General features: G+C 66.9%; 26 protein-coding genes. 17 read left to right on the forward strand and 9 right to left on the reverse strand.

Annotation, left to right across the window (positions count from 1 at the left end; translation table 11 throughout):
- Nucleotides 1-56 precede the first annotated feature (56 nt).
- The 6 genes from CSC70_RS01935 to CSC70_RS01960 are packed head-to-tail and all read left to right on the forward strand — an operon-like array spanning nt 57 to nt 4,140.
- Complete coding sequence (locus CSC70_RS01935; protein WP_162454943.1) at nt 57-848, forward strand: ABC transporter ATP-binding protein; 792 nt, start codon at nt 57-59, stop codon at nt 846-848.
- On the forward strand, nt 848-1,594 hold the full coding sequence (locus CSC70_RS01940) for an MlaE family lipid ABC transporter permease subunit (protein WP_162454944.1): 747 nt from the start codon (nt 848-850) through the stop codon (nt 1,592-1,594). The genes CSC70_RS01935 and CSC70_RS01940 overlap by 1 nt, the downstream gene beginning before the upstream one ends.
- A 9-nt stretch (nt 1,595-1,603) precedes the next feature.
- The gene (mlaD, locus tag CSC70_RS01945; protein WP_162454945.1) at nt 1,604-2,131 is read left to right on the forward strand and encodes an outer membrane lipid asymmetry maintenance protein MlaD; all 528 of its coding nucleotides are present in this window, start codon (nt 1,604-1,606) and stop codon (nt 2,129-2,131) included.
- 11 nt (nt 2,132-2,142) lie between these two features.
- Nucleotides 2,143-2,790, forward strand: coding sequence for an MlaC/ttg2D family ABC transporter substrate-binding protein (locus CSC70_RS01950; protein ID WP_425501507.1), 648 nt, complete (start codon nt 2,143-2,145; stop codon nt 2,788-2,790).
- Nucleotides 2,777-3,064 (forward strand): STAS domain-containing protein, encoded by a 288-nt coding sequence (locus tag CSC70_RS01955; RefSeq protein WP_246189292.1) that lies wholly within the window; start codon nt 2,777-2,779, stop codon nt 3,062-3,064. Before CSC70_RS01950 ends, CSC70_RS01955 begins: the two co-directional genes overlap by 14 nt.
- A gap of 41 nt (nt 3,065-3,105) precedes the next feature.
- Nucleotides 3,106-4,140 carry an MlaA family lipoprotein gene (locus tag CSC70_RS01960; RefSeq protein ID WP_162454947.1) on the forward strand — a complete coding sequence of 345 codons (1,035 nt, stop codon included), beginning with the start codon at nt 3,106-3,108 and terminating at the stop codon, nt 4,138-4,140.
- 15 nt (nt 4,141-4,155) lie between these two features.
- Here the strand turns inward: CSC70_RS01960 and CSC70_RS01965 are convergent, their stop codons facing one another.
- Nucleotides 4,156-5,505: a DNA recombination protein RmuC gene (locus CSC70_RS01965; RefSeq protein WP_162454948.1), complete on the reverse strand. Its 1,350-nt coding sequence runs from the start codon at nt 5,503-5,505 to the stop codon at nt 4,156-4,158.
- 92 nt (nt 5,506-5,597) lie between these two features.
- Here CSC70_RS01965 and CSC70_RS01970 point away from each other — a divergent pair, with 92 nt between their 5' ends.
- Both CSC70_RS01970 and CSC70_RS01975 read left to right on the forward strand, forming a co-directional pair.
- Nucleotides 5,598-6,311, forward strand: coding sequence for a DUF6882 domain-containing protein (locus CSC70_RS01970; protein WP_162454949.1), 714 nt, complete (start codon nt 5,598-5,600; stop codon nt 6,309-6,311).
- Between the two features lie 77 nt (nt 6,312-6,388).
- Nucleotides 6,389-6,757, forward strand: a complete 369-nt coding sequence (locus tag CSC70_RS01975; RefSeq protein ID WP_162454950.1) for a DUF6404 family protein — start codon at nt 6,389-6,391, stop codon at nt 6,755-6,757.
- 98 nt (nt 6,758-6,855) lie between these two features.
- On the opposite strand, the gene CSC70_RS01980 is transcribed toward CSC70_RS01975, so the two are convergent.
- Nucleotides 6,856-8,025, reverse strand: coding sequence for a class I SAM-dependent rRNA methyltransferase (locus CSC70_RS01980; RefSeq protein WP_162454951.1), 1,170 nt, complete (start codon nt 8,023-8,025; stop codon nt 6,856-6,858).
- A gap of 241 nt (nt 8,026-8,266) precedes the next feature.
- On the opposite strand from CSC70_RS01980, the gene CSC70_RS01985 reads away from it, so the two are divergent.
- From CSC70_RS01985 to CSC70_RS01995, 3 genes are all read left to right on the forward strand, one after another.
- On the forward strand, nt 8,267-9,226 hold the full coding sequence (locus CSC70_RS01985; RefSeq protein ID WP_162455324.1) for a TerC family protein: 960 nt from the start codon (nt 8,267-8,269) through the stop codon (nt 9,224-9,226).
- 61 nt (nt 9,227-9,287) lie between these two features.
- Nucleotides 9,288-10,079, forward strand: coding sequence for a rhomboid family intramembrane serine protease (locus CSC70_RS01990; protein ID WP_162455325.1), 792 nt, complete (start codon nt 9,288-9,290; stop codon nt 10,077-10,079).
- 76 nt (nt 10,080-10,155) lie between these two features.
- Complete coding sequence (locus CSC70_RS01995) at nt 10,156-11,163, forward strand: TIGR00266 family protein (protein WP_162454952.1); 1,008 nt, start codon at nt 10,156-10,158, stop codon at nt 11,161-11,163.
- Between the two features lie 34 nt (nt 11,164-11,197).
- On the opposite strand, the gene CSC70_RS02000 is transcribed toward CSC70_RS01995, so the two are convergent.
- Nucleotides 11,198-11,677, reverse strand: a complete 480-nt coding sequence (locus CSC70_RS02000; protein ID WP_162454953.1) for an Lrp/AsnC family transcriptional regulator — start codon at nt 11,675-11,677, stop codon at nt 11,198-11,200.
- A 129-nt stretch (nt 11,678-11,806) separates the two neighbouring features.
- Between CSC70_RS02000 and phhA the strand changes: the two genes are divergently transcribed.
- From phhA to CSC70_RS02015, 3 genes are all read left to right on the forward strand, one after another.
- A complete protein-coding gene (gene phhA / locus CSC70_RS02005) occupies nt 11,807-12,694 on the forward strand; it encodes a phenylalanine 4-monooxygenase (RefSeq protein WP_162454954.1) in 888 nt (295 codons plus the stop codon).
- Nucleotides 12,695-12,785: 91 nt separating this feature from the next.
- Nucleotides 12,786-14,369: a DUF389 domain-containing protein gene (locus tag CSC70_RS02010; protein ID WP_162454955.1), complete on the forward strand. Its 1,584-nt coding sequence runs from the start codon at nt 12,786-12,788 to the stop codon at nt 14,367-14,369.
- Nucleotides 14,370-14,545: 176 nt separating this feature from the next.
- A complete protein-coding gene (locus CSC70_RS02015; RefSeq protein ID WP_162454956.1) occupies nt 14,546-15,748 on the forward strand; it encodes an amino acid aminotransferase in 1,203 nt (400 codons plus the stop codon).
- Nucleotides 15,749-15,758: 10 nt separating this feature from the next.
- Here the strand turns inward: CSC70_RS02015 and CSC70_RS02020 are convergent, their stop codons facing one another.
- Nucleotides 15,759-16,853, reverse strand: coding sequence for a PA0069 family radical SAM protein (locus CSC70_RS02020; protein WP_162454957.1), 1,095 nt, complete (start codon nt 16,851-16,853; stop codon nt 15,759-15,761).
- Nucleotides 16,854-16,920: 67 nt separating this feature from the next.
- Between CSC70_RS02020 and cls the strand changes: the two genes are divergently transcribed.
- The 3 genes from cls to CSC70_RS02035 all read left to right on the forward strand — a co-directional run bounded on the left by cls (nt 16,921) and on the right by CSC70_RS02035 (nt 19,580).
- Nucleotides 16,921-18,372: a cardiolipin synthase gene (cls, locus tag CSC70_RS02025; RefSeq protein WP_162454958.1), complete on the forward strand. Its 1,452-nt coding sequence runs from the start codon at nt 16,921-16,923 to the stop codon at nt 18,370-18,372.
- 115 nt (nt 18,373-18,487) lie between these two features.
- A complete protein-coding gene (locus tag CSC70_RS02030) occupies nt 18,488-18,775 on the forward strand; it encodes a hypothetical protein (protein ID WP_246189293.1) in 288 nt (95 codons plus the stop codon).
- Nucleotides 18,776-18,824: 49 nt separating this feature from the next.
- Entirely contained in the window at nt 18,825-19,580 is a 756-nt protein-coding gene (locus CSC70_RS02035; protein ID WP_162454959.1) for a pyridoxine 5'-phosphate synthase, read from the forward strand.
- A 77-nt stretch (nt 19,581-19,657) separates the two neighbouring features.
- On the opposite strand, the gene CSC70_RS02040 is transcribed toward CSC70_RS02035, so the two are convergent.
- From CSC70_RS02040 to CSC70_RS02060, 5 genes are all read right to left on the reverse strand, one after another.
- Complete coding sequence (locus tag CSC70_RS02040) at nt 19,658-20,056, reverse strand: ExbD/TolR family protein (RefSeq protein ID WP_162454960.1); 399 nt, start codon at nt 20,054-20,056, stop codon at nt 19,658-19,660.
- 139 nt (nt 20,057-20,195) lie between these two features.
- Nucleotides 20,196-20,606: an ExbD/TolR family protein gene (locus tag CSC70_RS02045; RefSeq protein WP_162454961.1), complete on the reverse strand. Its 411-nt coding sequence runs from the start codon at nt 20,604-20,606 to the stop codon at nt 20,196-20,198.
- 3 nt (nt 20,607-20,609) lie between these two features.
- Nucleotides 20,610-21,035: an ExbD/TolR family protein gene (locus CSC70_RS02050; protein WP_162454962.1), complete on the reverse strand. Its 426-nt coding sequence runs from the start codon at nt 21,033-21,035 to the stop codon at nt 20,610-20,612.
- A gap of 60 nt (nt 21,036-21,095) precedes the next feature.
- Complete coding sequence (gene exbB / locus CSC70_RS02055; protein ID WP_162454963.1) at nt 21,096-21,839, reverse strand: TonB-system energizer ExbB; 744 nt, start codon at nt 21,837-21,839, stop codon at nt 21,096-21,098.
- A 67-nt stretch (nt 21,840-21,906) separates the two neighbouring features.
- A complete protein-coding gene (locus CSC70_RS02060) occupies nt 21,907-22,581 on the reverse strand; it encodes an energy transducer TonB (RefSeq protein ID WP_162454964.1) in 675 nt (224 codons plus the stop codon).
- Nucleotides 22,582-22,676: the final 95 nt, after the last annotated feature.

Here is a 22,676-nt window from a genome sequence, read left to right on the forward strand (position 1 = left end):
GTTCAGCCCTTGCCCCCGATCCTTGCCCGTTGCTTTTCCGTTAACCCGCCAGCCTCTTGCCGACCGCCCCCACCCCCGCCATCCACCTTGCCGGCCTGCGCCTGGATCGCGGCGCGCGCACGATCCTGCGCGATATCGACCTGCTGGTGCCGCGCGGCAGCATCACCGCCGTACTCGGCCCCAGCGGTTGCGGCAAATCGACCCTGCTGTCGGCGCTGACCGGCGAGCTGAGACCGGCGGCGGGAACGCTGGAAGTGTTCGGCACGCCGGTCCCGCATCGCCAGCGCGAGCTGCTGGCACTGCGCAAGAGCATCGGCGTGCTGCTGCAGGGCAACGGCCTGCTGACCGACCTGACCGTGGCCGAGAACGTCGCCCTGCCGCTGCGCACGCACACCCGGCTGGCCGAACCGCTGGTCCGCCGGCTGGTCGATTTCAAGCTCAACGCGGTCGGCCTGCGCACCGCCGCCGACCTGTATCCGCGCGAGCTGTCCGGCGGCATGGCCCGGCGGGTGGCGCTGGCCCGCGCGCTGGCGCTGGACCCGCCGCTGATGCTGTACGACGAACCGCTGACCGGGCTGGACCCGATCGCCAGCGGGGTGATCATGAGCCTGATCGAACGCCTCGGCCGCACCCTCGGGCTGACCAGCGTGATCGTCAGCCACCATGTCCGCGAAACCCTGCCGATCGCCGACCGGGTGCTGGTGCTGGCCAACGGCGGCATGGTGTTTTCCGGCACCCCGGCCGAACTGGAAGCCAGCGACGACCTGCTGCTGCGGCAGTTCCTGCGCGGCGAGCCAGACGGACCGATTGCTTTCGACGGCGGCGCCGCGCGCCGGGAGGCGGCGTGATGGCCGGGTCCTCCAGCCTGCGCTCGCTCGGCGCCGCCGGCCTGTTCAGCCTGTCGGTGTTGCGGGCTTCGAAGCCGACGGCCGACTTTTTCGCCGAACTTGTGCGCGAAATCTACAAGATCGGTGCACGTTCGCTGCCGATCATCGCCGTAGGCGGCGCCTTCGTCGGCCTGGTCCTGACCCTGCAGGGCTATCGCACGCTGACCACCTTCGGCGCTGCGGACGCGCTGTCCACCCTGCTCGGGCTGTCGCTGTACCGCGAGCTGGGGCCGGTGCTGACCGCGCTGCTGTTCATCGGCCGCGCCGGCAGCTCGATCGCCGCCGAGCTGGGCCTGATGCGCGCCACCGACCAGATCAAGGCACTGGAACTGATGGCCATCGACCCGCTGGCCAAGGCGGTGGCGCCACGGTTCTGGGCGGCGGTGCTGACGGTGCCGCTGCTGACCGGCTTCTTCTGCAGCCTGGCGGTCAGCGCCGGCTGGTTCCAGGCGGTGCAGGTGCTGGGCCTGGACAACGGCACGTTCTGGTCGGCGCTGCAGAACAGCGTGGATTTCTGGGACGGCTTCGGCGTGGCCCTGCTGAAGTCGGCCGTGTTCGGCGGCACCTGCGCCTTGGTCGCCGCCTACGTCGGTTTCAACGCCGAACCGACCATCGAAGGCACCTCGGTGGCGACCACCCGCGCGGTGGTCAATGCTTCGCTGCTGGTGCTGATGTTCAACTTCATCCTGTCCGCCTTCCTGTTCTAGGAGCCGATCATGTCCCTCCGCGGCCCCCGTCTCGAATTCGCCGTCGGCGCCTTCCTGCTGCTGGCACTGGCTTCCCTGCTGGTGCTGGCCTTCGCCTCGACCAACCGCAACTTCAGCCTGGGCGGCAACAGCTATCCGCTGACCGCGCGCTTCACCAACCTCGGCCAGCTGCGCCTGCAGGCGCCGGTCAAGATCGGCGGGGTGACGGTGGGGCGGGTGGCCGACATCCAGCTCGACCCGGTGCGTTTCGAATCCATCGTCACCCTGGACATCGAGCACAAGTTCGCCGACCTGCCGGCCGACACCTCGGCCGGGATCTACACCAGCGGCCTGCTGGGCGAAAACTACATCGGCCTGTCGCCAGGCGGCGACCCGGAAGTGCTGAAGGCCGGCGACGAGATCGCCTTCACCCAGCCGGCCGTGGACCTGCTGCAGATGGCCGGCAAGTACCTGTTCAGCGGCGGCGGGAATAATGCGGGGGGCAATCCGGCCCCGGCGCCGGATGACGCCCCCCCCGCCCCGGAGGCCACCCCATGACCCTTCGCCCGATATCCCGCACAATTGCGTTGGCGATCTGCCTGACCGGCGTGCCGGCGCCCGTGCCCGCGGCCCGCGCGCAGACCGCCGCTACCCCCCCCGCCCCGCAACAGACCGCCGGCAAAGTGGTGCTGGACAGCAGCAGCCGCATCATCGCCACGCTGGAGAAGCGCCGTAGCGAGTTCCAGGCCAGCCCGGCCGCGCTGAAGCAATACGTCAATTCCGAGTTCGACCGCCTGTTCGACCGCGACTACGCCGCCCGCCTGGTGCTGGGCGTGCACGGCCGCGGCGCCGCCGACACCGAGGTCAAGCTGTTCGCCGACGCCATGGCCGAAAACCTGATGGGGCGCTACGGCACTTCGCTGCTGGATTTCGACGACAAACTGCGGGTGCGGGTGAAGTCGGAAACCCCGTTGCCCGGCGGCCGCGGCGTGCGCGTGGCCAGCGAGTTCCTGCGCAGCAACGGCGCGCCGGTGCCGGTCGACTACCTGATGCGCAACACCGGCGGGCAGTGGAAGGTATTCGACGTGATGGTCGAAGGCATCTCCTACGTGCAGACCTTCAAGACCCAGTTCGACGCCCCGCTGCGGCAGAAGTCCATCGCCCAGGTGGCCGCCGACCTGCGCAACGGCAACCTGCAGGCCGGTGGCAGCAACTGAGGCCCGCCTGCGTCGCGACGGCGACGCACTGGTGTTCTCCGGCGCGCTCGACCGCGACGCCGCGGTGTCGCTGTGGCCGCAACTGGCTGCCATCGGCCGCGCGGAACGCATCGTCCTGACGGAAGTCACTACCGTCGACAGCGCCGGGCTGGCATTGTTGGCCGAACTGGCCGCGCGCCTGCGTACGTCCGGCATTGCGCCGGTCATCGAAGGCGCGCCGGCCGGATATCCCGAACTGCGCGCGGCCTACCGGCTGGATGCCTCACTGGACTGAGTGCGACGCGCGGTCCAGCTCCCCCTCTGGACATGGATGGTATGACCTTGCGTTTCCTGCTGATGCCCGCGCTGGCCTTGCTGCTGGGCGCCTGTGCCACCGCGCCGAAAGGCGCGTCCGACGCCGGTGCGCCGGCCGCAATCGTGCGCGCCACGGACACCACGCCAGTCGCGGTGACCGATCCGGCCGAAACGATGCCGACAACCGACGCCCCGGTGGAGGTCGACTCCGTCGAGCCCTCACCCGCCGGCGATCCCGCCACCGATACAGCGACCACGGCCGAAGACGATTACGCGGCCATCTACGGCGATGCCTACGACCCGGTGGCCGATCCCAACCTGCCGCCCGGCGTACAGCCCGCCGCCAGTTACGATCCGTGGGAGGGCTACAACCGCAAGATGCACGCCTTCAACAACGCGGTCGATCGTGCCGTCGCCAAGCCGCTGGCGCGCGGCTACCAGAAGGTGGTGCCGCGGCCGGTGCGGCTGGGGATCAGCAATTTCTTCGACAACCTCGGTCAGCCGATCACCGCGCTGAACAGCCTGCTGCAGGGCAAGTTCAAGCAGGCCGGGCAGGCGATGGGGCGGTTCCTGATGAATTCGACCCTGGGCATCGGCGGCATCTTCGACCCGGCCAGCGACGCCAACCTGCCGCGCAACAGCGAGGATTTCGGCCAGACCCTCGGCGTCTGGGGCTGGAAACGCTCGCGCTACTTCGAGCTGCCGCTGTTCGGCCCGCGCACGATCCGCGATACCGTCGGCCTGGCCGGCGACGCGCCGCTGGCGCCGATCCGGCAGCTGGACGACACCCAGACCCAGATACTGCTGCAGGGCGTCAACCTGGTCGACATCCGCGCCCAGCTGCTGTCGCTGGACCCAATGCGCGACGAAGCGGTCGACGAATACGCGCTGGTCCGCGACTCCTGGCTTCAGCGGCGCAACTACCAGATCAACGAGGGCCGCGGCCAGGCCCGCGACGAAGGCCTGCCCGACTACCTGTACGAAGAGGAAGACCATCCGACCGTACCGGTGGACGCCATGCCGCCGATCCCGATTCCCGGCGCCGGCAACAACTGACGCCGGCAACTGCGCTCAATCGGTTTCGTCGCCGGATCCGTTTCCTTCGCCCAACAGGCGATCGCCGTCCTCACCGGGCAGCGACTCCACTTCGCGCAGCCTGCGCTCGATCGCGCGCGTGCGCACGCCGGTCTGGTCGATCTGCCGGCTGGCCTGCTCGAGCTTGCTCTTGACGTTGTCGAGCACATCGCCGAACTTGCCGAACTCGGTCTTGGCCGCGCCCAGGATGCGCCAGACTTCGGCCGAACGTTTCTCGATCGCCACAGTGCGGAAGCCGACCTGCAGGCTGGTCAGCAGCGCCAGCAGGGTGGTCGGCCCGGCCAGCGTGATCCGGTGATCGCGCTGCATCGATTCGAACAGCCCCGGACGACGCAGCACTTCGGCGTACAGGCCCTCGGTCGGCAGGAACAGCACGGCGAACTCGGTAGTGTGCGGCGGCGCCACGTACTTGCCGCGGATGCGCTTGGCTTCCTCGCGCACGCGGCGCTCCAGCGCGTCGCCGGCCGCGCGCGCGGCGTCGATGTCGGCACGCTCCTGCGCATCGAGCAGGCGCTCGTAGTCCTCGCGCGGAAACTTGGCGTCGACCGGCAGCCAGACCGTGGCGTCCTCGCCGGAACCGGGGAAGCGCACCGCGAACTCGACCCGTTCGCTGCTGCCGGGTACGGTGGCCACGTTGGCCGCGTACTGATCCGGCGCGAACACCTGCTCCAGCAGTCCAGCCAGTTGCACTTCGCCGAACACACCGCGCGACTTCACGTTGGTCAGCACCCGCTGCAAGCCGCCGACGTCGGCCGCCAGCTTGCTCATGTCACCCAGCCCCTGATGGACCTGGGCCAGCATCTTGGTGACGTTGCCGAAGCTTTCGGTCAGCCGCGTCTCCAAGGTGGCGTGCAGCTTCTCGTCCACGGTGGCGCGCATCTGTTCCAGCTTCTGCGCGTTGTCGGCCTGCAGTTCCTTCAGCCGCGATTCCAGCGTGGTGCGCAGTTCACCGATGCGCAATTCGTTGCGCTCGGTCAATTCGCGCAAGCGTGCGCCAAGGTTCTCCTCGAACTGCTGCTGGCGGGTCGCCAGTTCCAGCCGCGATTTGTGCGCATCGTCGTTCAGTGCCACCCGCAGTTCGTCCAGTCGCGCATCGGTGCGGTCGCGGAAATCGGTCAGGCTGCGGCCGAAGCCGTCGATGCGGACGTCCTGCTGCCGCGCCAGACCGTCAAGCTGCTCGCGCAACTCGCCACGGCCCTCGCGCTGTTCCTCGCGCAGGGCTTTTTCCAGCCGCGCTTCCGGCCGCCGAAAAAACAATGCCGCCAGCAGCAACACGGCTACGGCGACCAAGGCCAGCAGAAGCAGCAGCAGGACGTCCGGATTCATCCCGACAGTGTAGCCGCACGCGTCTCAATCCTTGAGAGCGCGACTTGCGCTACCCTCCCCGGAAAGGACGTCCCGGGACACGGAGTCATCGCATGGACAAGCGAGGTTTCGGCGCGCTGCTGCAGCGCCATATCGGCACTGCCTTCGCCAGGCAGCTGGCCTTGTCCGACCTGGTGGAAGGAGAAGGCGGCTACGATCTGGACCTGCACGAGAACGCATTGAGGTTCGGCGACCGGCTGAAATTCCCCGTGCAGTTGCTGGGGACCGAATCGGAAGGCGATCACAGTTGGCTGTGGGCCTGGGCCAACACTGCCAGTCAGCTGCCGCCGGAACTGTTGCAGGCCAGCCTGCAGTTGCGCGACCTGGGCGTGCGCGACGGCATCGCCGAGCTGAGCGAACGCACGTTTCCCACCACCATTGCCAACGGCCACCAGTTGTCGCTGCTGGCGTCGGGGGTCGTCGGCAATGCCTGCTACTACCGGGCGCCATACGTAGGCGGGGCCCTGTACCTGCTGATCCAGCCCGCGCCGGAAGAAGTCTTGCTGCCGGCGACCATCGAGCGCTGCGTGAGCGTGATCCCGCAGGTGATCTCGATGTTCGAGGTCGATCACCGCGCCATGATCACCGCCTTTCTCACCGACCAGGGCTTCAAGCTCAAATCCACCACCGACACCCTCATCGCCCGCCGCGATAACAGCATCATCGACGCCAGCTTCGACGCCACCGGCCGGCTCAACAACCTGAAAGGAATACTGGCAGCCCCGGCAGGTCCACCGGCAAAAAAGCCCTGGTACAAGTTCTGGTGATGGCCCAATTGGCGCTATCGCCTTCCATTGGGCCGCACTCTCCCGCCCTCCCATCGTCCCATCCAGGATCGAACTCGATGACGCACCAGGAAAAACTCATGGCAATGCACGAACACATGAAGCGGATTGGCGTATCCAGAAGTACGGCCGCCCCTCCCGCCTGGCAGCTGTTGTGGCGTCTCGGCATCGAGGTGCCGCCGCCGCTTTTCCTTTCTTTTCTGTCCATAACACTCGTAATGGGCACGGTTTTCGGTCTTTTCTGGGGGCTGCTGATGTGGGTGATCCTTTGGGCGCGCCAAGGCGTGCCTTTGGGCATCATGGCGACAGGCACGCTGGTGGCCGGCGCGCTATTCGGACTCGCGATGGCTGCCTGGCTGCGCCATCTGGCACGCAAGCACAATCTTCCCTCCTGGGCGGAGTACACCGGCGCACCGCCGGTCGCATGAACCAGGCCTTGCTTCCGCAGCGCCACTCTCTCCAAGACGACCTCTCGCATGATTCGCCGCACGGCCCAACGGCTAGCGTCTAAGGTCCGTCTTCGTCCTCAGTCCAGCACCCGGCAGAACACCGCTTTCAGGTAGCGCGACTCCTGCACGTTGGCCAGGAACGGGTGGTCGGGGCCGGCGCCGGCGACCTTGAGGATCTGGATCGTGCGCCCGGAAAAATACGAAGCACGGCGTAGCATGTCGAGGAACTGATCCTCGCCGACCAGGCCGGTACAGGAGAACGTGGCGAACAGGCCGCCCGGCTTGACCACGCCCAGCGCCAGTTTGTTCATGTCCAGGTATTTCTTCAGCGCGGGAATGACCTGCTCGCGATCACGGGTCATCTTGGCCGGGTCCAGGATCACCACGTCGTACTGGTCCCCGCGCGCAGCAGCATCGCGCAGCCACGGGAAGATGTCGGCCTGCACGAACTTCGGGCGCACGCCGTTGAGTCGCGCGTTGCCCTTGGCGATCTCGATCACGTCGGCGTCGATGTCCACGCCCAGCACTTCGCTCGCCCCGCGCGCGGCCGCGTACACGGCAAAGCCGCCGGTGTTGCAGCACAGGTCCAGCACCGTCCTGCCTTCGACCTGGGCGCTCAGCCACTGCCGGTTCTCGCGCTGGTCGGCGAAGAAGCCGGTCTTGTGCGCGCCGGCCGGATCGGCACGGAACTTCACTCCATATTCGCTGATCACTGCGGCTTCGGTCGTGGTGTTGCCGTGGAAATCGAAGCTTTCCTGCTTCTGCACGTGCTCGTCGGCGAAGCTGTGGAAGCGGCAGCCGGGGAATTGTTCGCGCAGGGCATCGTAGATCCATTCGCGGTGGCGGAACATGCCGGCGGCGAAGAACTCGACCACGACCAGCTCGCCGTAGCGATCCACCACCAGACCGGACAGGCCGTCGCCCTCGGCATGCACCACTCGCCAGGCGTCGCTGACTTCGTCCAGCTTCAGCACCTGCCGGCGCAGGGCCACGGCATCGGCGATCCTGTGCGCGAACCAGCCTGCGTCCACCGGCACGTCCGGATGCGTTTCCAGGATGCGCACGGCAATCCGCGAATGGCCGTTGTAGAAGCCGCGGCCGACCCACTCGCCATCCACCCCGATCACATCGACGATGCTGCCCGGCTTGGGTTTCGGGTTGGGCTTTTCCACCAGCTTCTGGAAAATCCACGGGTGCGAGGAACGCCAGGCGTTCTTCAGGCGGACGACAGGGTTGGCGGCATTCATGAACGCATTTTACCCGCGCGCTTGACCGTGCCGACGCCACTGCGCAGAATGCCCGCTCGAAGGGGAGTAGCTCCCACGCGTGCCGGCCGTCATGACGAGCAACCGCTCCGGCCCCACGGCAACCGCCCGCCGGTTGTGAGCAAGACCTTCGCCGCTTTGGCGAAGGTGCGTCCGGCTCCCCGCATTCCCCCGGCTGCGTCCCTGCCTTGGCGGTTTCCTCCACTTTCGACGGAAACCGATGATGGAAACGATAGGCAATCCCTGGTTGTGGGCCGGCTTCGCCGGCGTGGTGGTGCTGGCCCTGCTGGCCGATCTGGCGCTGATGCGCCACGGTGGCCCGCACCGGGTCACGTTCAAGGAGGCGCTGTACTGGAGCCTGGGCTGGGTCGCGCTGGCCTTGCTGTTCAACGCCGGATTGTGGTGGTACCTGCACGAAACCGCTGGCGCGGAAACAGCGCAGCGGATCGGATTGGAGTTCCTGACCGGTTACCTGGTCGAGAAGTCGCTGGCGGTGGACAACATCTTCGTGTTCCTGCTGCTGTTCGGCTACTTCGCCGTGCCCGAGGAACAACGCCAGCGCGCGCTGATGCTGGGCGTGCTCGGCGCGATCGTGCTGCGCGCCATCATGATCTTCGCCGGCGCGGCGCTGGTGGCGCAGTTCCACTGGGTGCTGTACCTGTTCGGCGCCTTCCTGCTGTTCACCGGGGTGAAGATGTGGCGGGCCGCCGGCGCGCCGCCGGACATGGACAAGAACCCGGTGCTGCGCTGGATCACCGGCCACCTGCCGCTGATTCCCCGCTATCACGGCACGGCATTGTGGATCGGCCGCGGCAAGCGTCGTCGCTACACGCCGCTGTTCGTGGTGCTGGCGATGATTGCGGTGACCGACGTGATCTTCGCGGTGGACAGCATTCCGGCCATCTTCGCCATCACCACCGATCCATTCATCGTGCTGACCTCCAACGTGTTCGCGGTGCTGGGCCTGCGCGCGATGTTCTTCCTGCTGGCTGGCATGGCCGAGCGCTTCCACCTGCTGCCCTACGGGCTGGCGGTGGTGCTGGGTTTCATCGGCGGCAAGATGCTGCTGGTGGATGTGGTCAAGATTCCGGTGCTGGCATCGCTGGCGGTGGTGGCCTGCATCCTGGCCGCGACGATCGGGCTCAGCCTGTGGCTGAAGCCGCGCCCGGGCGGTGTGCATTGAACGCTGTGTCCCGCTGTTGCCACGGGCTTGCAATCGCCACGACCGGCACCATCCACGGGTGATGGAACCGCTGCATCCCGACGATCCCGCCTTCGACGCCCGCGCCCAGCGCGGCCACGACCGTCGCCGCCTGCTGCGCACGCTGAACCTGAGCCTGGCCTTCGTGCTGCTGCTGGTGCTGGTCTATTCGGCGCAGAGCGGCTTCGACTGGCGACCGCTGGCCGTATCGCCGCACAAGCTGGCCGGACTGGCGGGCCTGCTGTTCGCCCCGCTGCTGCACGGCTCGGTCGGCCATGTCGCCGCCAACGCGGTCGCCCTGCTGATCCTGGGCACGCTGGCCGGCAGCGTGTATCCGAAAGCGACCCTGCGCGCGTTGCCGCTGCTGTGGCTGGGTTCGGGGATGGGGGCCTGGCTGCTGGGCGCGACCGGCAGTTATCACCTCGGCGCCAGCGGCGTGACCCACGGACTGATGTTCCTGGTGTTCGGGCTGGGGTTGCTGCGCCGTGACCGCTCGGCGATCGCCGCCGGCATGATCGCCTTCTTCTTCTACGGCAGCATGCTGCTGACCGTGCTGCCGCACGCGCCCGGCATCTCCTGGCAATCGCACCTGGGCGGTGCGCTGGCCGGCCTGCTGTCGGCCTGGTGGTTCCGCCGCAGCGATCCGCCGCTGCCGCGCAAAAAGTACAGCTGGGAAGAAGAGGAAGACGCCGCCCTGTACGCGCCCGACGACGAACTGGAACCGCCGCCGCCCGGCGAGGTGCCGGTGCTGTGGCAACGCGGCGATCGAATGCAGGACGACCGTGGCGTGGTGCTGCGCTTTCCGTCGCGCGGACCGCGCGACCCCGGCACATGACTTCAGGCGCTTGTGCTCCGGCACCCGGCCGGCGATTTTCACGAATGTTCCGACAACCCCCGCAAGGAGCCGCACCATGAGCCAGTGGCATTTCCACGATCCGGCCAGCAACCAGCGCCTGGGCCCGATGGACGACGACGCGGCGCGTGCTCTGGCCGCCAGCAAACCCGGCCTGCTGTGCTGGCGCGAAGGCATGGGCGACTGGAAGGCGGCGCGTGCGGTGCCCGAGCTCGGCGTGCCGCAAGCGGCGCCGCCGCCACCGCCCCCTGCAGGCGGACGCGGACGCGCCGACGAGATCGATTACCGCATCGTCGGCTCGGACATGCAGTTCGTCGAGGTCGAACTGGACCCGGGCGAAAGCGCGATCGCCGAAGCCGGCGCGCTGATGTACAAGGACGCTGCGGTGCAGATGGACACGCTGTTCGGCGACGGCAGCCACAGCGGCAACGGCGGCTTCATGGACAAGCTGCTGTCGGCCGGCAAGCGCGTGGTCACCGGCGAGAGCCTGTTCACCACCGTGTTCACCCACGGCGGCCAAGGCAAGGCGAAGGTCGCCTTCGCCGCACCGTATCCGGGCACGGTGCTGGCGATGAAGCTGGACCAGCACGGCGGCCGGCTGGTCTGCCAGAAGGACAGTTTCCTCGCCGGCGCGCGCGGGGTTTCGCTGGGCATCTTCTTCCAGCGAAAGATCCTGACCGGCCTGTTCGGCGGCGAAGGCTTCATCATGCAGAAACTGGAAGGCGACGGCTGGGTATTCATCCATGCCGGCGGCACCGTGGTCGAGCGCGAACTGGCCGCCGGCGAACGCATCGACGTCGATACCGGCTGCGTGGTCGCCTTCCAGTCGAGCATCAACATGGACGTGCGCCCGGTCAGCGGCATCAAGAGCCTGCTGTTCGGCGGCGAAGGCATGTTCCTGGCCACCCTGACCGGGCCCGGCAAGATCTGGCTGCAGTCGTTGCCGTTCTCGCGCCTGGCCGGCCGCATGCTGCAGGCCGCGCCGCAAGCCGGCGGCGCCAGCCGCGGCGAAGGCTCGATGCTGGGCGGACTGGGCCGGCTGCTGGATGGCGACAACCGGTTCTGAGTTTTCGCCGATCCCGCGGCAGGAATTGAATTCCTCAGCCGGCCGGCAACGGCAAGCCGCGGCGCTCCTTGACCGTGCGCAGCACGAAGCTGGAATTGACGTCGGCCACGCCGCTGGCGTTGAGCAGCTTGTCCAGCAGGAAACGCGAAAAATGCTCCAGGTCGCGCACCACGACGTGCAGCAGGTAGTCCATGTCGCCGGTCAACGCATGGCAGGCGACCACCTCGTCCCAGCCGTCGACGCCTGCGATGAAGCGCTCGATCCCGGGCTGCCCGTGCTTCTCCAGTTGCACGCGGACGAAGGCCTGCAGGCCCAGGCCGACCGCCTTGGGATCGACCTGCGCGGCATAGCCGGTGATGACGCCGGCCGCTTCCAGTCGCTGGATCCGGCGCAGGCAGGCCGACGGCGACAGGTTCACCTGCGCGGCGATCTCGGTATTGGCCGCACGGCCCTCCTGCTGCAACAGGGCCAGCAGGCGCAGATCGGTGCGGTCGAGGGTGATCCGGGAGGACATTTGTTGCTTTGCAATATCCACTGACGCAACAAGATTGCGTCACCAAGGGGTTTGAGCGCAAGTTTGCAAGCCTGTTGCGCCGGTTCGCCGATACCATCGAATCCTGCCTTCCTGTTGCCGGAGCCCGCGATGAATGCGCCCCGCCGTGTCGAAAACCAGCTGACCGACAAGGGTTACGTGCCGGTCTACACCACGGCCGTGGTCGAACAGCCCTGGTCCGACTACAGCGACGCCGACCACGACACCTGGGGCCGGCTGTACCTCCGCCAGCGCGAGCTGCTGGTCGGCCGCGCCTGCGACGAATTCCTTCGGGCGCAGGACGATCTGGGCATGGACGCGCACGCGATCCCGCGCTTCGACCAGCTCAACGAGGTACTGGGCGCCGCCACCGGCTGGACCCTGATCGGGGTGGAAGGCCTGCTGCCCGAGCTGGACTTCTTCGAGCACCTGGCCAACCGCCGCTTCCCGGTGACCTGGTGGATCCGCCGCCCCGAGCAGATCGACTACATCGCCGAACCCGACCTGTTTCACGACCTGTTCGGCCATGTGCCGCTGCTGATGAACCCGCTGTTCGCCGACTACATGCGGGCCTACGGCCGCGGCGGGGTGAAGGCGCACGGGATTGGCCCGGAGGCGTTGGCCCACCTGACCCGGCTGTACTGGTACACGGTCGAGTTCGGCCTGATCGCCACGACGGACGGGCTGCGCATCTACGGCGCCGGGATCGTGTCGTCGAAAGGCGAGTCGCTGTATTCGCTGGAGTCGCCGGCACCGAACCGCATCGGTTTCGAGCTGGAGCGGATCATGCGCACGCGCTACCGCATCGATACCTTCCAGAAGACCTATTTCGTCATCGACAGCTTCCGCCAGCTGATGGACGCCACCGCGCCGGACTTCGCGCCGCTGTACGCGCGTCTGGCGCAACGCGACTCGATCCCCGCCGGCGATGTGCTGGAGCAGGACCGCGTATTCCAGCGCGGCAGCGGCGAGGGCTGGACCCGCGACGGCGACGTCTAGCGTCCTGATCCGCCTCGCGATTGCCGGTCCGGGCGCAAGACAGCCGGTCCGCCGCTGCTATCATCCGCGACGGTCCCGCGGAGTGCGTTCGATGGCATCGATGGAAGCGATCCTGCGCTGGCTGCGCATGTGGCGACACGAACATCTGATCGTCGATCGCGCGGCCGTGCTGCAGAGCGTCGACGAGAACGGCCAGCCGGGGCCGCGCTACAGCTTCATGATCGTGATGTCCTGCGGCATCGCCACCCTCGGCCTGCTGCAGAATTCGGTGGCGGTGATCATCGGCGCGATGCTGATCTCGCCGCTGATGGGGCCGATCGTCGAGCTGGGCATGTCGCTGGCGATCTTCGACCTGCGCAGCCTGCGCGACGCGCTGAAGACGCTGGCGATCGGCACCGCGATCGCGTTGGCCACCGCGATCCTGATCGTACTGGTGTCGCCGTTGCAGGAGGCCACGCCGGAAATCCTCGCGCGCACCGAGCCGACCCTGTTCGACCTGCTGGTCGCGGTGTTCTCCGGCCTGGCCGGGGCCTACGCCACCATCACCCGCAAGGGCGAAACCATCGTCGGCGTGGCCATCGCCACCGCGCTGATGCCGCCGCTGGCGGTGGTCGGTTTCGGCATCGCCACCGGCAACGGCAGCATCGCCGGCGGCGCCCTGTTCCTGTTCATGACCAACCTGCTAGCGATCGCGCTGTCGGTGACGATCATGGCGCGCTGGTATCGTTTCGGCAGCCAGGACACGCCGCAGCAGACCGCGTGGCAGGCGAGCATGATTATTGGCACCTTCATCCTGTTGTCGGTGCCGCTGGGGCTGGCCCTGCGCGAGATCGCCGCCCGCGGCGTGGCCGACCGCACAGTGCGCAACACACTGGACGAAGCCGCGCGCAACGCCGGCGGCCGGATCACCACGCTGCGGGTGGAACGCAGCGACAAGACCGTGCTGGTCGATGCGGTGCTGCTGACGCCGAAGATCCAGCCCGGTCTGAACCTGACCCTTGAAAAACAGCTGGAAGGCTCGCTGGGCCGCCCGGTCGTGGTCGAGCTGCGCGAAGTGCTGACCGCCGATGACCAGGCCCTGGCCAGCGAACAGGCCACCATCGCCCAATTGCGCGACAGCGTGCAACGGCTGCAGACCGCGGCCGAGCGCGATGCGCAGAACCGTCTGGCCGGCACCGCGGCGATCGAGAACTTGCACGAACGCGCGCTGGCGCATTTCGGCAAGCTGGAAACCCTGCAGGACGGCAAGCACGCATCCTGGCGACTGGACGCGGACAGCGGCCTGGACATCCGTGGCGCGCATGCGCTGGAACGGGCGCTGGACGGCGACGACACCGCGATCCTGGTCGAAGTGGTTCCGGCCTTGCAGGCCCTTCCGCTGGTGCGTTTCGGCGACGACAGCGCCGTGCCGGATGCGGACAACGCCCGGTTGCTGGACGACATCGGCTGGGCGCTGGCCCGTTGGGAAGTCGGCACGGTGCAGGTCGAGGGTTTCGCCGGTGGCGATACCGCGCTGGCCCAGGCGCGCGCGCAGGCGGTGGCCGACAGCTTGGCGCGGCAAGGCATCCGCATCGACCGCATCACAGCGGTGCCCGCCACCCAGGCGCGCGACGAAGCCGCACATGAAGGTGTGCGGGTGCTGCGCGCCGCGCGCGTCCGGCTGGAAACACCCTGATCGGACAACAGTGACCCGGCTGCGTCGCGGTGGCGGCGACGGTGACTTCCACTGCAACCCGCCGCACTGCGTCCTGCGCGCGGACGCGGCCCCGGCCTGATACGATTACGCGGTTTTCGGCGTGATTTCGCCACGATTTCCGCCGTCTTTCCTTCCCTCAGCAACGAGCCCACACCGTGTCTTTCTTCTCGCAAGTCGAACTGGTTCCCGGCGACCCCATCCTCGGCCTGACCGAGGCCTACAACGCCGACTCCCGCCCCGAAAAAGTCAACCTGGGCGTGGGCATCTACTACGACGAAAGCGGACGCATTCCCCTGCTCGATTCGGTGCGGACCATCGAACAGCAACTGGCGCAACAGGCCAAGCCGCGCGGCTACCTGCCAATCGACGGCCTGGCCGCCTATACCCAGGCAACCCAGAAGCTGCTGTTCGGCGCGGATTCGGCGCTGCTGGCCGACGCGCGCGTCGCCACCACCCAGACCGTCGGCGGCAGCGGCGCGTTGCGCGTGGGTGCGGAACTGCTGCGCAAGACGCTGCCGCACGCAACCCTTGCACTGAGCCGACCGAGCTGGGAAAACCATCGTGCCGTCTTCGGCGCCGCCGGTTTCGAGGTGGTCGAATACGCCTACTTCGACCCGCAGACCCATGGCGTCGATTTCGACAGCATGCTCGCCGACCTCGGCCAACTGGCGCCCGGCACCACCGTGCTGCTGCACGCCTGCTGCCACAACCCGACTGGCGCCGACCTGACTGTCGCGCAATGGACGCAGGTCGCCGCGCTGCTGAAGGAACGCCAGCTGTTCCCGTTCATCGACATGGCCTACCAGGGCTTCGACCAGGGCCTGCATGAAGACGCCGCCGCGATCCGGGTGATGATCGACGCCGGCTTCGACGACTTCATCGTTGCCAGCTCGTATTCCAAGTCGTTTTCGCTGTACGGCGAGCGCGTCGGCGCGCTGTCGGTGATCGCCGCCGATGCCACCCAGGCCAAGGCCGTGCAGTCGCAGATCAAGCGCATCATCCGCACCATCTATTCCAGCCCCTCGACCCACGGCGCGGCACTGGTCGCCGGCGTGCTCGGCAGCGACGAACTGCGCACACAGTGGGAGCAGGAGCTGGGCGGCATGCGCAGCCGCATCCATGACTTGCGCGGGCAGCTGGTCGACAAGCTGGCCGCGCTCGGCGCACCGGAGTTCGGTTTCATCAAGCAGCAGGCCGGGATGTTCTCGTACTCCGGCCTGAGCAAGACCCAGGTCGAGCGGCTGCGCGACGAGTTCGCCATCTATGCCGTCGGCAGCGGACGCATCTGCGTGGCCGCGCTGAACAGCCGCAACCTCGACTATGTGGCCAACGCCGTGGCCGCCGTCCACAAGGGCTGAACGCGTTCCTCTAGAACAGTTCGCCCTGCGGGGACGCTTCCCGCGGGGCGACGAAACGGCTGCAATCCAGCCGCTGCGGTTGTCGGTCGGCGTAGCCGAAGCGACGGTGCGCCAGCGCGAACCGCTTGCGCAACAGGTCGGCGAACACGCCCTGGCCGCGAAAACGCTGGCCGAAGCTTGCGTCGTAATCCTTGCCGCCGCGCGATTGCCGGATCGTGCTCATCACGTGCGCGGCGCGGTCGGGCAGATTGACCTGCAACCATTCGCGGAACAGCGGCGCGACTTCGTGCGGCAAGCGCAACATTACATAGCCTGCCGTTCGCGCGCCGGCGTCGGCCGCAGCTTCCAGCACGGCCTCGAGCTCGTGATCGTTTACCCACGGGATGGCCGGGGCAAACATCACCCCGACCGGAACCCCGGCTTCGCCGAGAGCATGGATTGCCTTCAACCGCGAATGCGGCGCCGAGGCGCGCGGCTCCAGTCGCGACGACAGGCCATTGTCCAGCGTCGTGATCGACAGGTACACGTGCACCAGGTTCTGCCTGGCCATGTCGGCCAGCAAATCCAGGTCGCGCAGCACCAGCGCGTTCTTGGTGATCAGCGAGAACGGATGCCGGGCTTCGGCCAGCACCTCGATGATCCGCCGGGTCAGCCCCAGCTTGCGTTCGCTGGGCTGGTAGGCATCGGTATTGATGCCCAGCGCGATCGGGCTGGGCACATAGTTGCGCTTGCCCAGTTCGCGCCGCAGCACTTCGGGTGCATTGGTCTTGGCGAAGATCTTCGTCTCGAAATCGAGCCCCGGCGACAGGTCGAGATAGGCATGCGAAGGACGCGCGAAACAGTACGAACACCCGTGCTCGCAGCCGCGATACGGATTGACCGACTGCGAGAACGGAATGTCCGGCGACGTGTTGCGGCTGATCACGCTGCGCGCGGCTTCCTCGCGCAGTTCGGTGCGCGGCGAGGATGCAATTTCGCCCTCGGTATCCCGCTGGTGCCAGCCGTCGTCGATGGCCACGCCGATGCTCTTGGCAAAGCGACCCGGTATCCAGCCGGATGCGCCCCGGCCCTTGATCCTCTGCGGTGGCGGGGCGGCGTCTTTCATGTTGCCAGTGTGCACCGCCCGTGTCTCAGCGGCGGCGACACTCCCGATCTGTGATTAAATCCGCGACATGCTCTCGTCCCTGCACTCGCTTTGGGATGCCTTCTGGGCCATCCCGCACATCCGGGTCTGGCTGGGCCTGGCCTGGCTGGCCTATCTGATCCCGCTTTGCCTGTGGATCGTGCTGCAGAAGCGCGAACCGGTCGCTACCCTCAGCTGGCTGATGTCGTTGTCGCTGCTGCCGTATGTCGGCTATCTGGTCTATTTCCTGCTCGGGCCGCAGAAGATCAAGCGCCAGCGCCTGCGCCGCTTTCGCACCCGCGAGGGCATACGCCACACCCCCGCCTTCTGCTCGCTGGACGCGGACTGCACCGAGCTGGCCCTGCTCGGCCAGGCGACCACCGGGCTGCCGCCCAGCAGCGCCACCGAAGTGCATCTGCTGGTCGACGGCGGCGCGACCTACGACGCCGTGGTCGAGGCGATCGCCGCGGCGCAGAACCACGTGCACGTGGCCTATTACATCTTCGAGCCCGACCGCACCGGCACCCGCATCCGCGATGCGCTGATCGAACGCGCCCGCAACGGAGTGAAGGTTCGCCTGCTGGTCGATGCAGTCGGTTCGGCGCGGCTGAAACCCGCGTTCGTGCAACCGCTGCTCGATGCCGGCGGCGAATTCGCCTGGTTCCATCCGCGCCAGTTCAAGCTGTTCACCCGCCCCTGGCTGAACATGCGTAGCCATCGCAAGATCGTCGTGGTCGATGGCCGGGTCGCGCTGACCGGCGGCATCAACGTTACCGACGAGGAAGACGAGCGCCTGCGCGAAGACGCCTACCGCGACCTGCACATGCGCCTGCAGGGCGACATCGTCCGCAGCGTGCAGCAGGTGTTCGTGGAGGACTGGGTCTACGCAACCGGGCAGGACAAATCGGCCTTCCGCGACACGCAACTGCTACCTGCGCGCGACGGCTCGCTCGGCGCCATCCCGGTACAGGCGCTGGCCTCGGGCCCCGACTCGTCGTGGGAAGCGATCCACCGCATGCACGTTTCCGCGATCCACGCCGCGAGCAAACGCGTGTGGATGATCACGCCCTACTTCGTCCCCGGAGAGGCCGCGCGGATGGCGTTGTCGTCGGCTGCGCTTGGCGGACTGGATGTGCGTCTGATTGTGCCCAAGATGAGCGATTCGAAGCTGGTCACCTTCGCCGCACGCTCGTATTTCGACGAGCTGCTCGATGCCGGGGTCAAGGTCTACGAGTACGGACCGCGGATGCTGCATACCAAGGCCATGCTCTGCGACGACAATCTGGCCATCATCGGCAGCGCGAATTTCGACCACCGCAGCTTCCGGCTCAATTTCGAACTGTCGATGCTGATCCGCGGCCCCGGCGTGGTGCGCGAACTGTCCGAATTGATGAAGGGCGAGTTCGGCAACGCAGCCCGCGTGCCGAAGGAACGCGAGCGCAACCTGTGGAAACACCGGCTGCCGGAAGCACTGGCACGGCTGACGTCCCCGCTGCTCTGAGCCCTGCGGTCCGGACCGACCGGCGGCCATCCCGGGCGACCGGCCGGCGATCCGACCCGGCGACCCGCCGCTCCGTGTGGATTATCCTTGTGCGACCACCGGGCTGGCGTGGCCCATGGGAGGGGCCTTCTTCATGTACTGGATATTTCTTCTTCTGGCCTTGGGCGCCCTGGCGGTGGCCTTTTCCACTTCGTCCATGGCCGTGCTGCTGCTGTTCCTGCTGATTTCCGTGCTGCTGTTCGTCGCCTGGGCGATGGGCCTGTATTCGGCCAAGGTCAGCAGCCAGCGCGACGACGGTGCGCAGATCATCGATCCGGTCGAACTGCATCGGCTGCGCGAACTGGCCGCCGCCCGCAAGGCAGGCGATACTGCCGCTGAATCCAGGGACCCGCCGCAGCCCTGAATCCGGGACTGGCCCGGTCTGGCGGCGGTCCTGCGAGAACCGGATCGCCATGACCGTACTCAGCGTCAACGTCAACAAGATTGCCGTGCTGCGCAATTCGCGTGGTGGTGCCGAGCCCAGCGTGGTGCGCGCCGCGACCCTGTGCCTGGCGGCAGGCGCCCACGGCATTACCGTGCATCCGCGTCCGGACCAGCGCCACATCCGGGCAGACGACGTGTTCGCATTGGCGGAGCTGACCGCACAGCAGGGGCGCGAACTCAATATCGAAGGCAACCCCTTCGCGCCACCGCGCGAGGGCTACCCCGGCCTGCTGGCGTTGTGTCGCGACACTCGACCGGCCCAGGTCACCCTGGTTCCGGATGGCGACGGCCAGATCACGTCCGACCACGGGTTCGACTTCGTCCGCGATGGCGAGCGGCTACGTCCGCTGGTGTCCGAGTTCAAGTCGCTGGGCTGCCGGGTCAGCGTGTTCGTCGATGCCGGTTGCGACAACCTGACGCTGGCTGCCGACATCGGCGCCGACCGGATTGAGATCTACACCGGCCCGTACGCCGCCGCCGTCGAGGCTGGCCGCGCAGAAGACGAGCTCGAGCGCTGTGCCGCCACCGCGCACCAGGCGCGCGCGCTCGGCATGGGCGTCAATGCCGGCCACGATCTCAGCCAGGCGAACCTGCTCGAATTCCTCGAAGCGGTCCCGCGGGTACTGGAAGTGTCGATCGGCCATGCCCTGATCGGCGAGGCGCTGTACGTCGGTCTCGAGCGGACCGTGCAGAACTACCTGTCGTTGCTGGCGGGGCCAGGTTAAACCACCCCGGCCCGATTCTCTCGCCGAGCAAGAATCACAGCTTCAATAACCAGCATCGCCCTTGTCGCTCCGTCGATTCAGGGCTGCATCGCCACGTTGGCGATGCCGATCTCGTGCGCGGTGGCGACGGCTTCCACCATCCGCTGATAGCTAGCGTCCGAATTGGCGCGGACGCTCAACGTCATTCGCGCATCTGCAGCAACGGCCTCAGCCAGCTTCGCCCACAGTTCGCTGTCTGCCAGCGGTCGGTCGTCGAGCCGGTAACTGCCGTCGGCCGAAATCGTCAGTTGCGCCGACCTCGGTCTTTCCGGATCCACTGACCGGGGACTGGGTTGCGGAAGCTGGATATCGACCGGCCGAGTCAGGACCGGCGCCGAGACCATGAAGATCACCAGCAGGACCAACAATACATCGACCAGCGGGGTCACGTTCAACTCCGCCGTGCAGTGGGTGCCGGCAGCAGATGCGAATGCCATGACGACCTCCGATTCCGGGTTCCGGTCGGCCTGACGCTACTCCCGCTCTCCGGACGACTGCAAGCGCGGTTCCGGGTCGCCCAAAAGGAAAAGGCGCCGCGGTCAGGCGGCGCCCCTGCTGTTGCCCGGTCGTCCGGATTCAGTCTTGGACGAAGCCGATCTTGACCATCTGCGCGTTCTTCGCTGCCGCCAGCACCTTGGCCATGACGTCGTATTCGGCGTCCGGATTGGTGTCGATACGAAGCTCGGGCTGGTTGGTCGGGTCGCGCTGCACTTCCTCAATCATCCTGTCTTGCAGCTCCGACACCGCGATCTGGCCGTTGTTCCAGAACACCGTGCCCGTCGCGTCGATCCGCAGGTCGATCGGCGGCGGCGGTTCCTTCAACTGCGGCGGCGGGTTGATCACCCGCTGCGGCAGGTTGACGTCGATCGGGAAAGTCGCGATCGGCGCGGTCACGATGAAGATGATCAGCAGCACCAGCATCACGTCCACCAGGGGCGTGACGTTGATGTCGGCCATCGGGCCCTTGCCACCGGAACTGAACGCCATGGCTTATTGCCCCTTCTGCTTGGTGGAAACGAAGCCGATGTCGAGCATGCCCTGCGACTGCGCGATCTTGGTGACCTCGTTGATCGTGCGCATCTTGGTGGTCCTGTCGCCGCGCAGGTTGAGCGGCGGCTGCGGGGTCTGCTGGGCGGCGCTGGACAGACGCGACTCGAGGACCTCCTTGGTCACCGGCTCGTCGTTCCAGTACAGGCTGCCGTCTTCCTTCACCGCGATGGTGATCGGCCCGAAACGCTTGTCCAGCTCGTCCTTGTTCGGCTGGAAGTTGGTCTCGGGCAGCTCGACCTTGACCTTGTGCGACATCAGCGGCGCGGTGATGATGAAGATGATCAGCAGCACCAGCATCACGTCCACCAGGGGCGTGACGTTGATGTCGGCCATCGGGCCACCGCTGTTACCACTACTGAAGGCCATAACAGGCTCCGTCTAAGCTGGTCGTTGCACGAATGTTTCCGCTTGCCGGTACCGCGCGTCTTACTTGACGCGCGAGCCGGTGGCGAAGAAGTCGTGCAGGTCGTGCGCGAAGGTGTCGAACTTGGCGATGACGCCGCTGTTGACCTTGCTGAAGAAGTTGTAGGCGAACACCGCCGGGATGGCGACGAACAGACCGATCGCGGTCATGATCAGCGCCTCACCCACCGGGCCGGCCACCGCGTCAATCGAGGCCTGACCGGTTGCACCGATCTTGATCAGCGCGCCGTAGATGCCCCACACCGTACCGAGCAGACCGACGAACGGGGCGGTCGCGCCGACTGTCGCCAGCAGGGTCATGCCACTCTGCAGGTTGCCGCTTTCGCGGGTCACCGCCTGACGCAGCGCACGATCGACAAACTCGGAACGGCTCAGCGATTCTCCTGCGGAGCGCTGATGGTGGGCGGCAGCCTGGGCAGCGTCGAGCGCGATCTTGGAGAACGGCTCGTTCTTCGGCTGTTCTTCCATCAGACGGATCGCATCCTGGGCGTTGGGCGTGTCCCAGAAGGTGTTGACGACGTTGCCGGCCTGACCCTTCAGGCGAACCGCGCGCAATGCGTTGATCACCGTCCAGTACCAGGAAGCGGCCGACATGACGACCAGGGTAATCAGCACGACCCAGGAGACAGCAAAGCTGCCCGGTTCGCTGACCATTTCCGAGATCAGGTGCTCGAAGCCCATTTGCGACAGGGCATTCGCAGCGTTGTTGCCCCCAGCTGCGGCGGCGATGAGGAGTTCCTGCAGCATAACGCTTACCTTTTGTTGATGATTGAGGGTGGTAGGAGGTGAGTGGAGTCGAAGAGGGTAACGCCGATTAACCGCTCATGCTGAAATCGACCGGCACACGAACGCGGCCGGCGGCTTTCTGCCCGTTGACGACCGACGGGTTGAACCGCCACTTGCGTGCGGCCTGCATCGCGGCGCGATCAAGGTCGCGGTTGCGGCTGGATTTCTCGACCGACACGTTAGTCACGTTGCCGTTGGCGTCGACATCGATGACCAGGATCACCGTACCCTCGATCCCGGCGCGGGCCGCGGATGGCGGATAGCGCGGCGGGTTCATGTTCTTGGAGGAGATGTCCACGCTGGCGTTGATGTCCGGTGTCGGTGCCGGCGGAGCTGGCGGCGACGGCGGCGTGTACACGTCGGTCGGGCGCGGCTCAGCGACTTCGATCGGCGGCGATTCCGGCGGCGGCGGCGTGGGCGTGGACTTCGGCGGCGCCAGGTTCTTGACCGGCGGCGGCGGCGTGTCCTGCTTGGGCGGCGGCGGCGGCGGTGGTGGTGGTGGTGGCGGAGCGTCCATGATCGTCACCCGGGTCTTTTCTTGCTCCTGCTTGTCGGCCGGCGGCGCTACCGCCGGAATCAGCAGCAACAGGAACGCTGCGAAATGCAAGGCAATGACGAAAGCATAGCCGATGATCCGGGCCCAGTTCAGGCCCTCCGGCTCTTCGTCGTCTCGATACCTATTGATGACCAGTTGTTCCGCCATGCGCCAATCGACTCATCTCTAAGGTTGTGCTGCCTTACGGCATGCTTCCAGTTCATCCGGCGACATTGCCGCCGGCTTATCTATATACCAATTCC

Origin of the sequence: Pseudoxanthomonas kalamensis DSM 18571 (assembly GCF_010211745.1) — a bacterium.
Taxonomy (GTDB): Bacteria; Pseudomonadota; Gammaproteobacteria; order Xanthomonadales; family Xanthomonadaceae; genus Pseudoxanthomonas_A; species Pseudoxanthomonas_A kalamensis.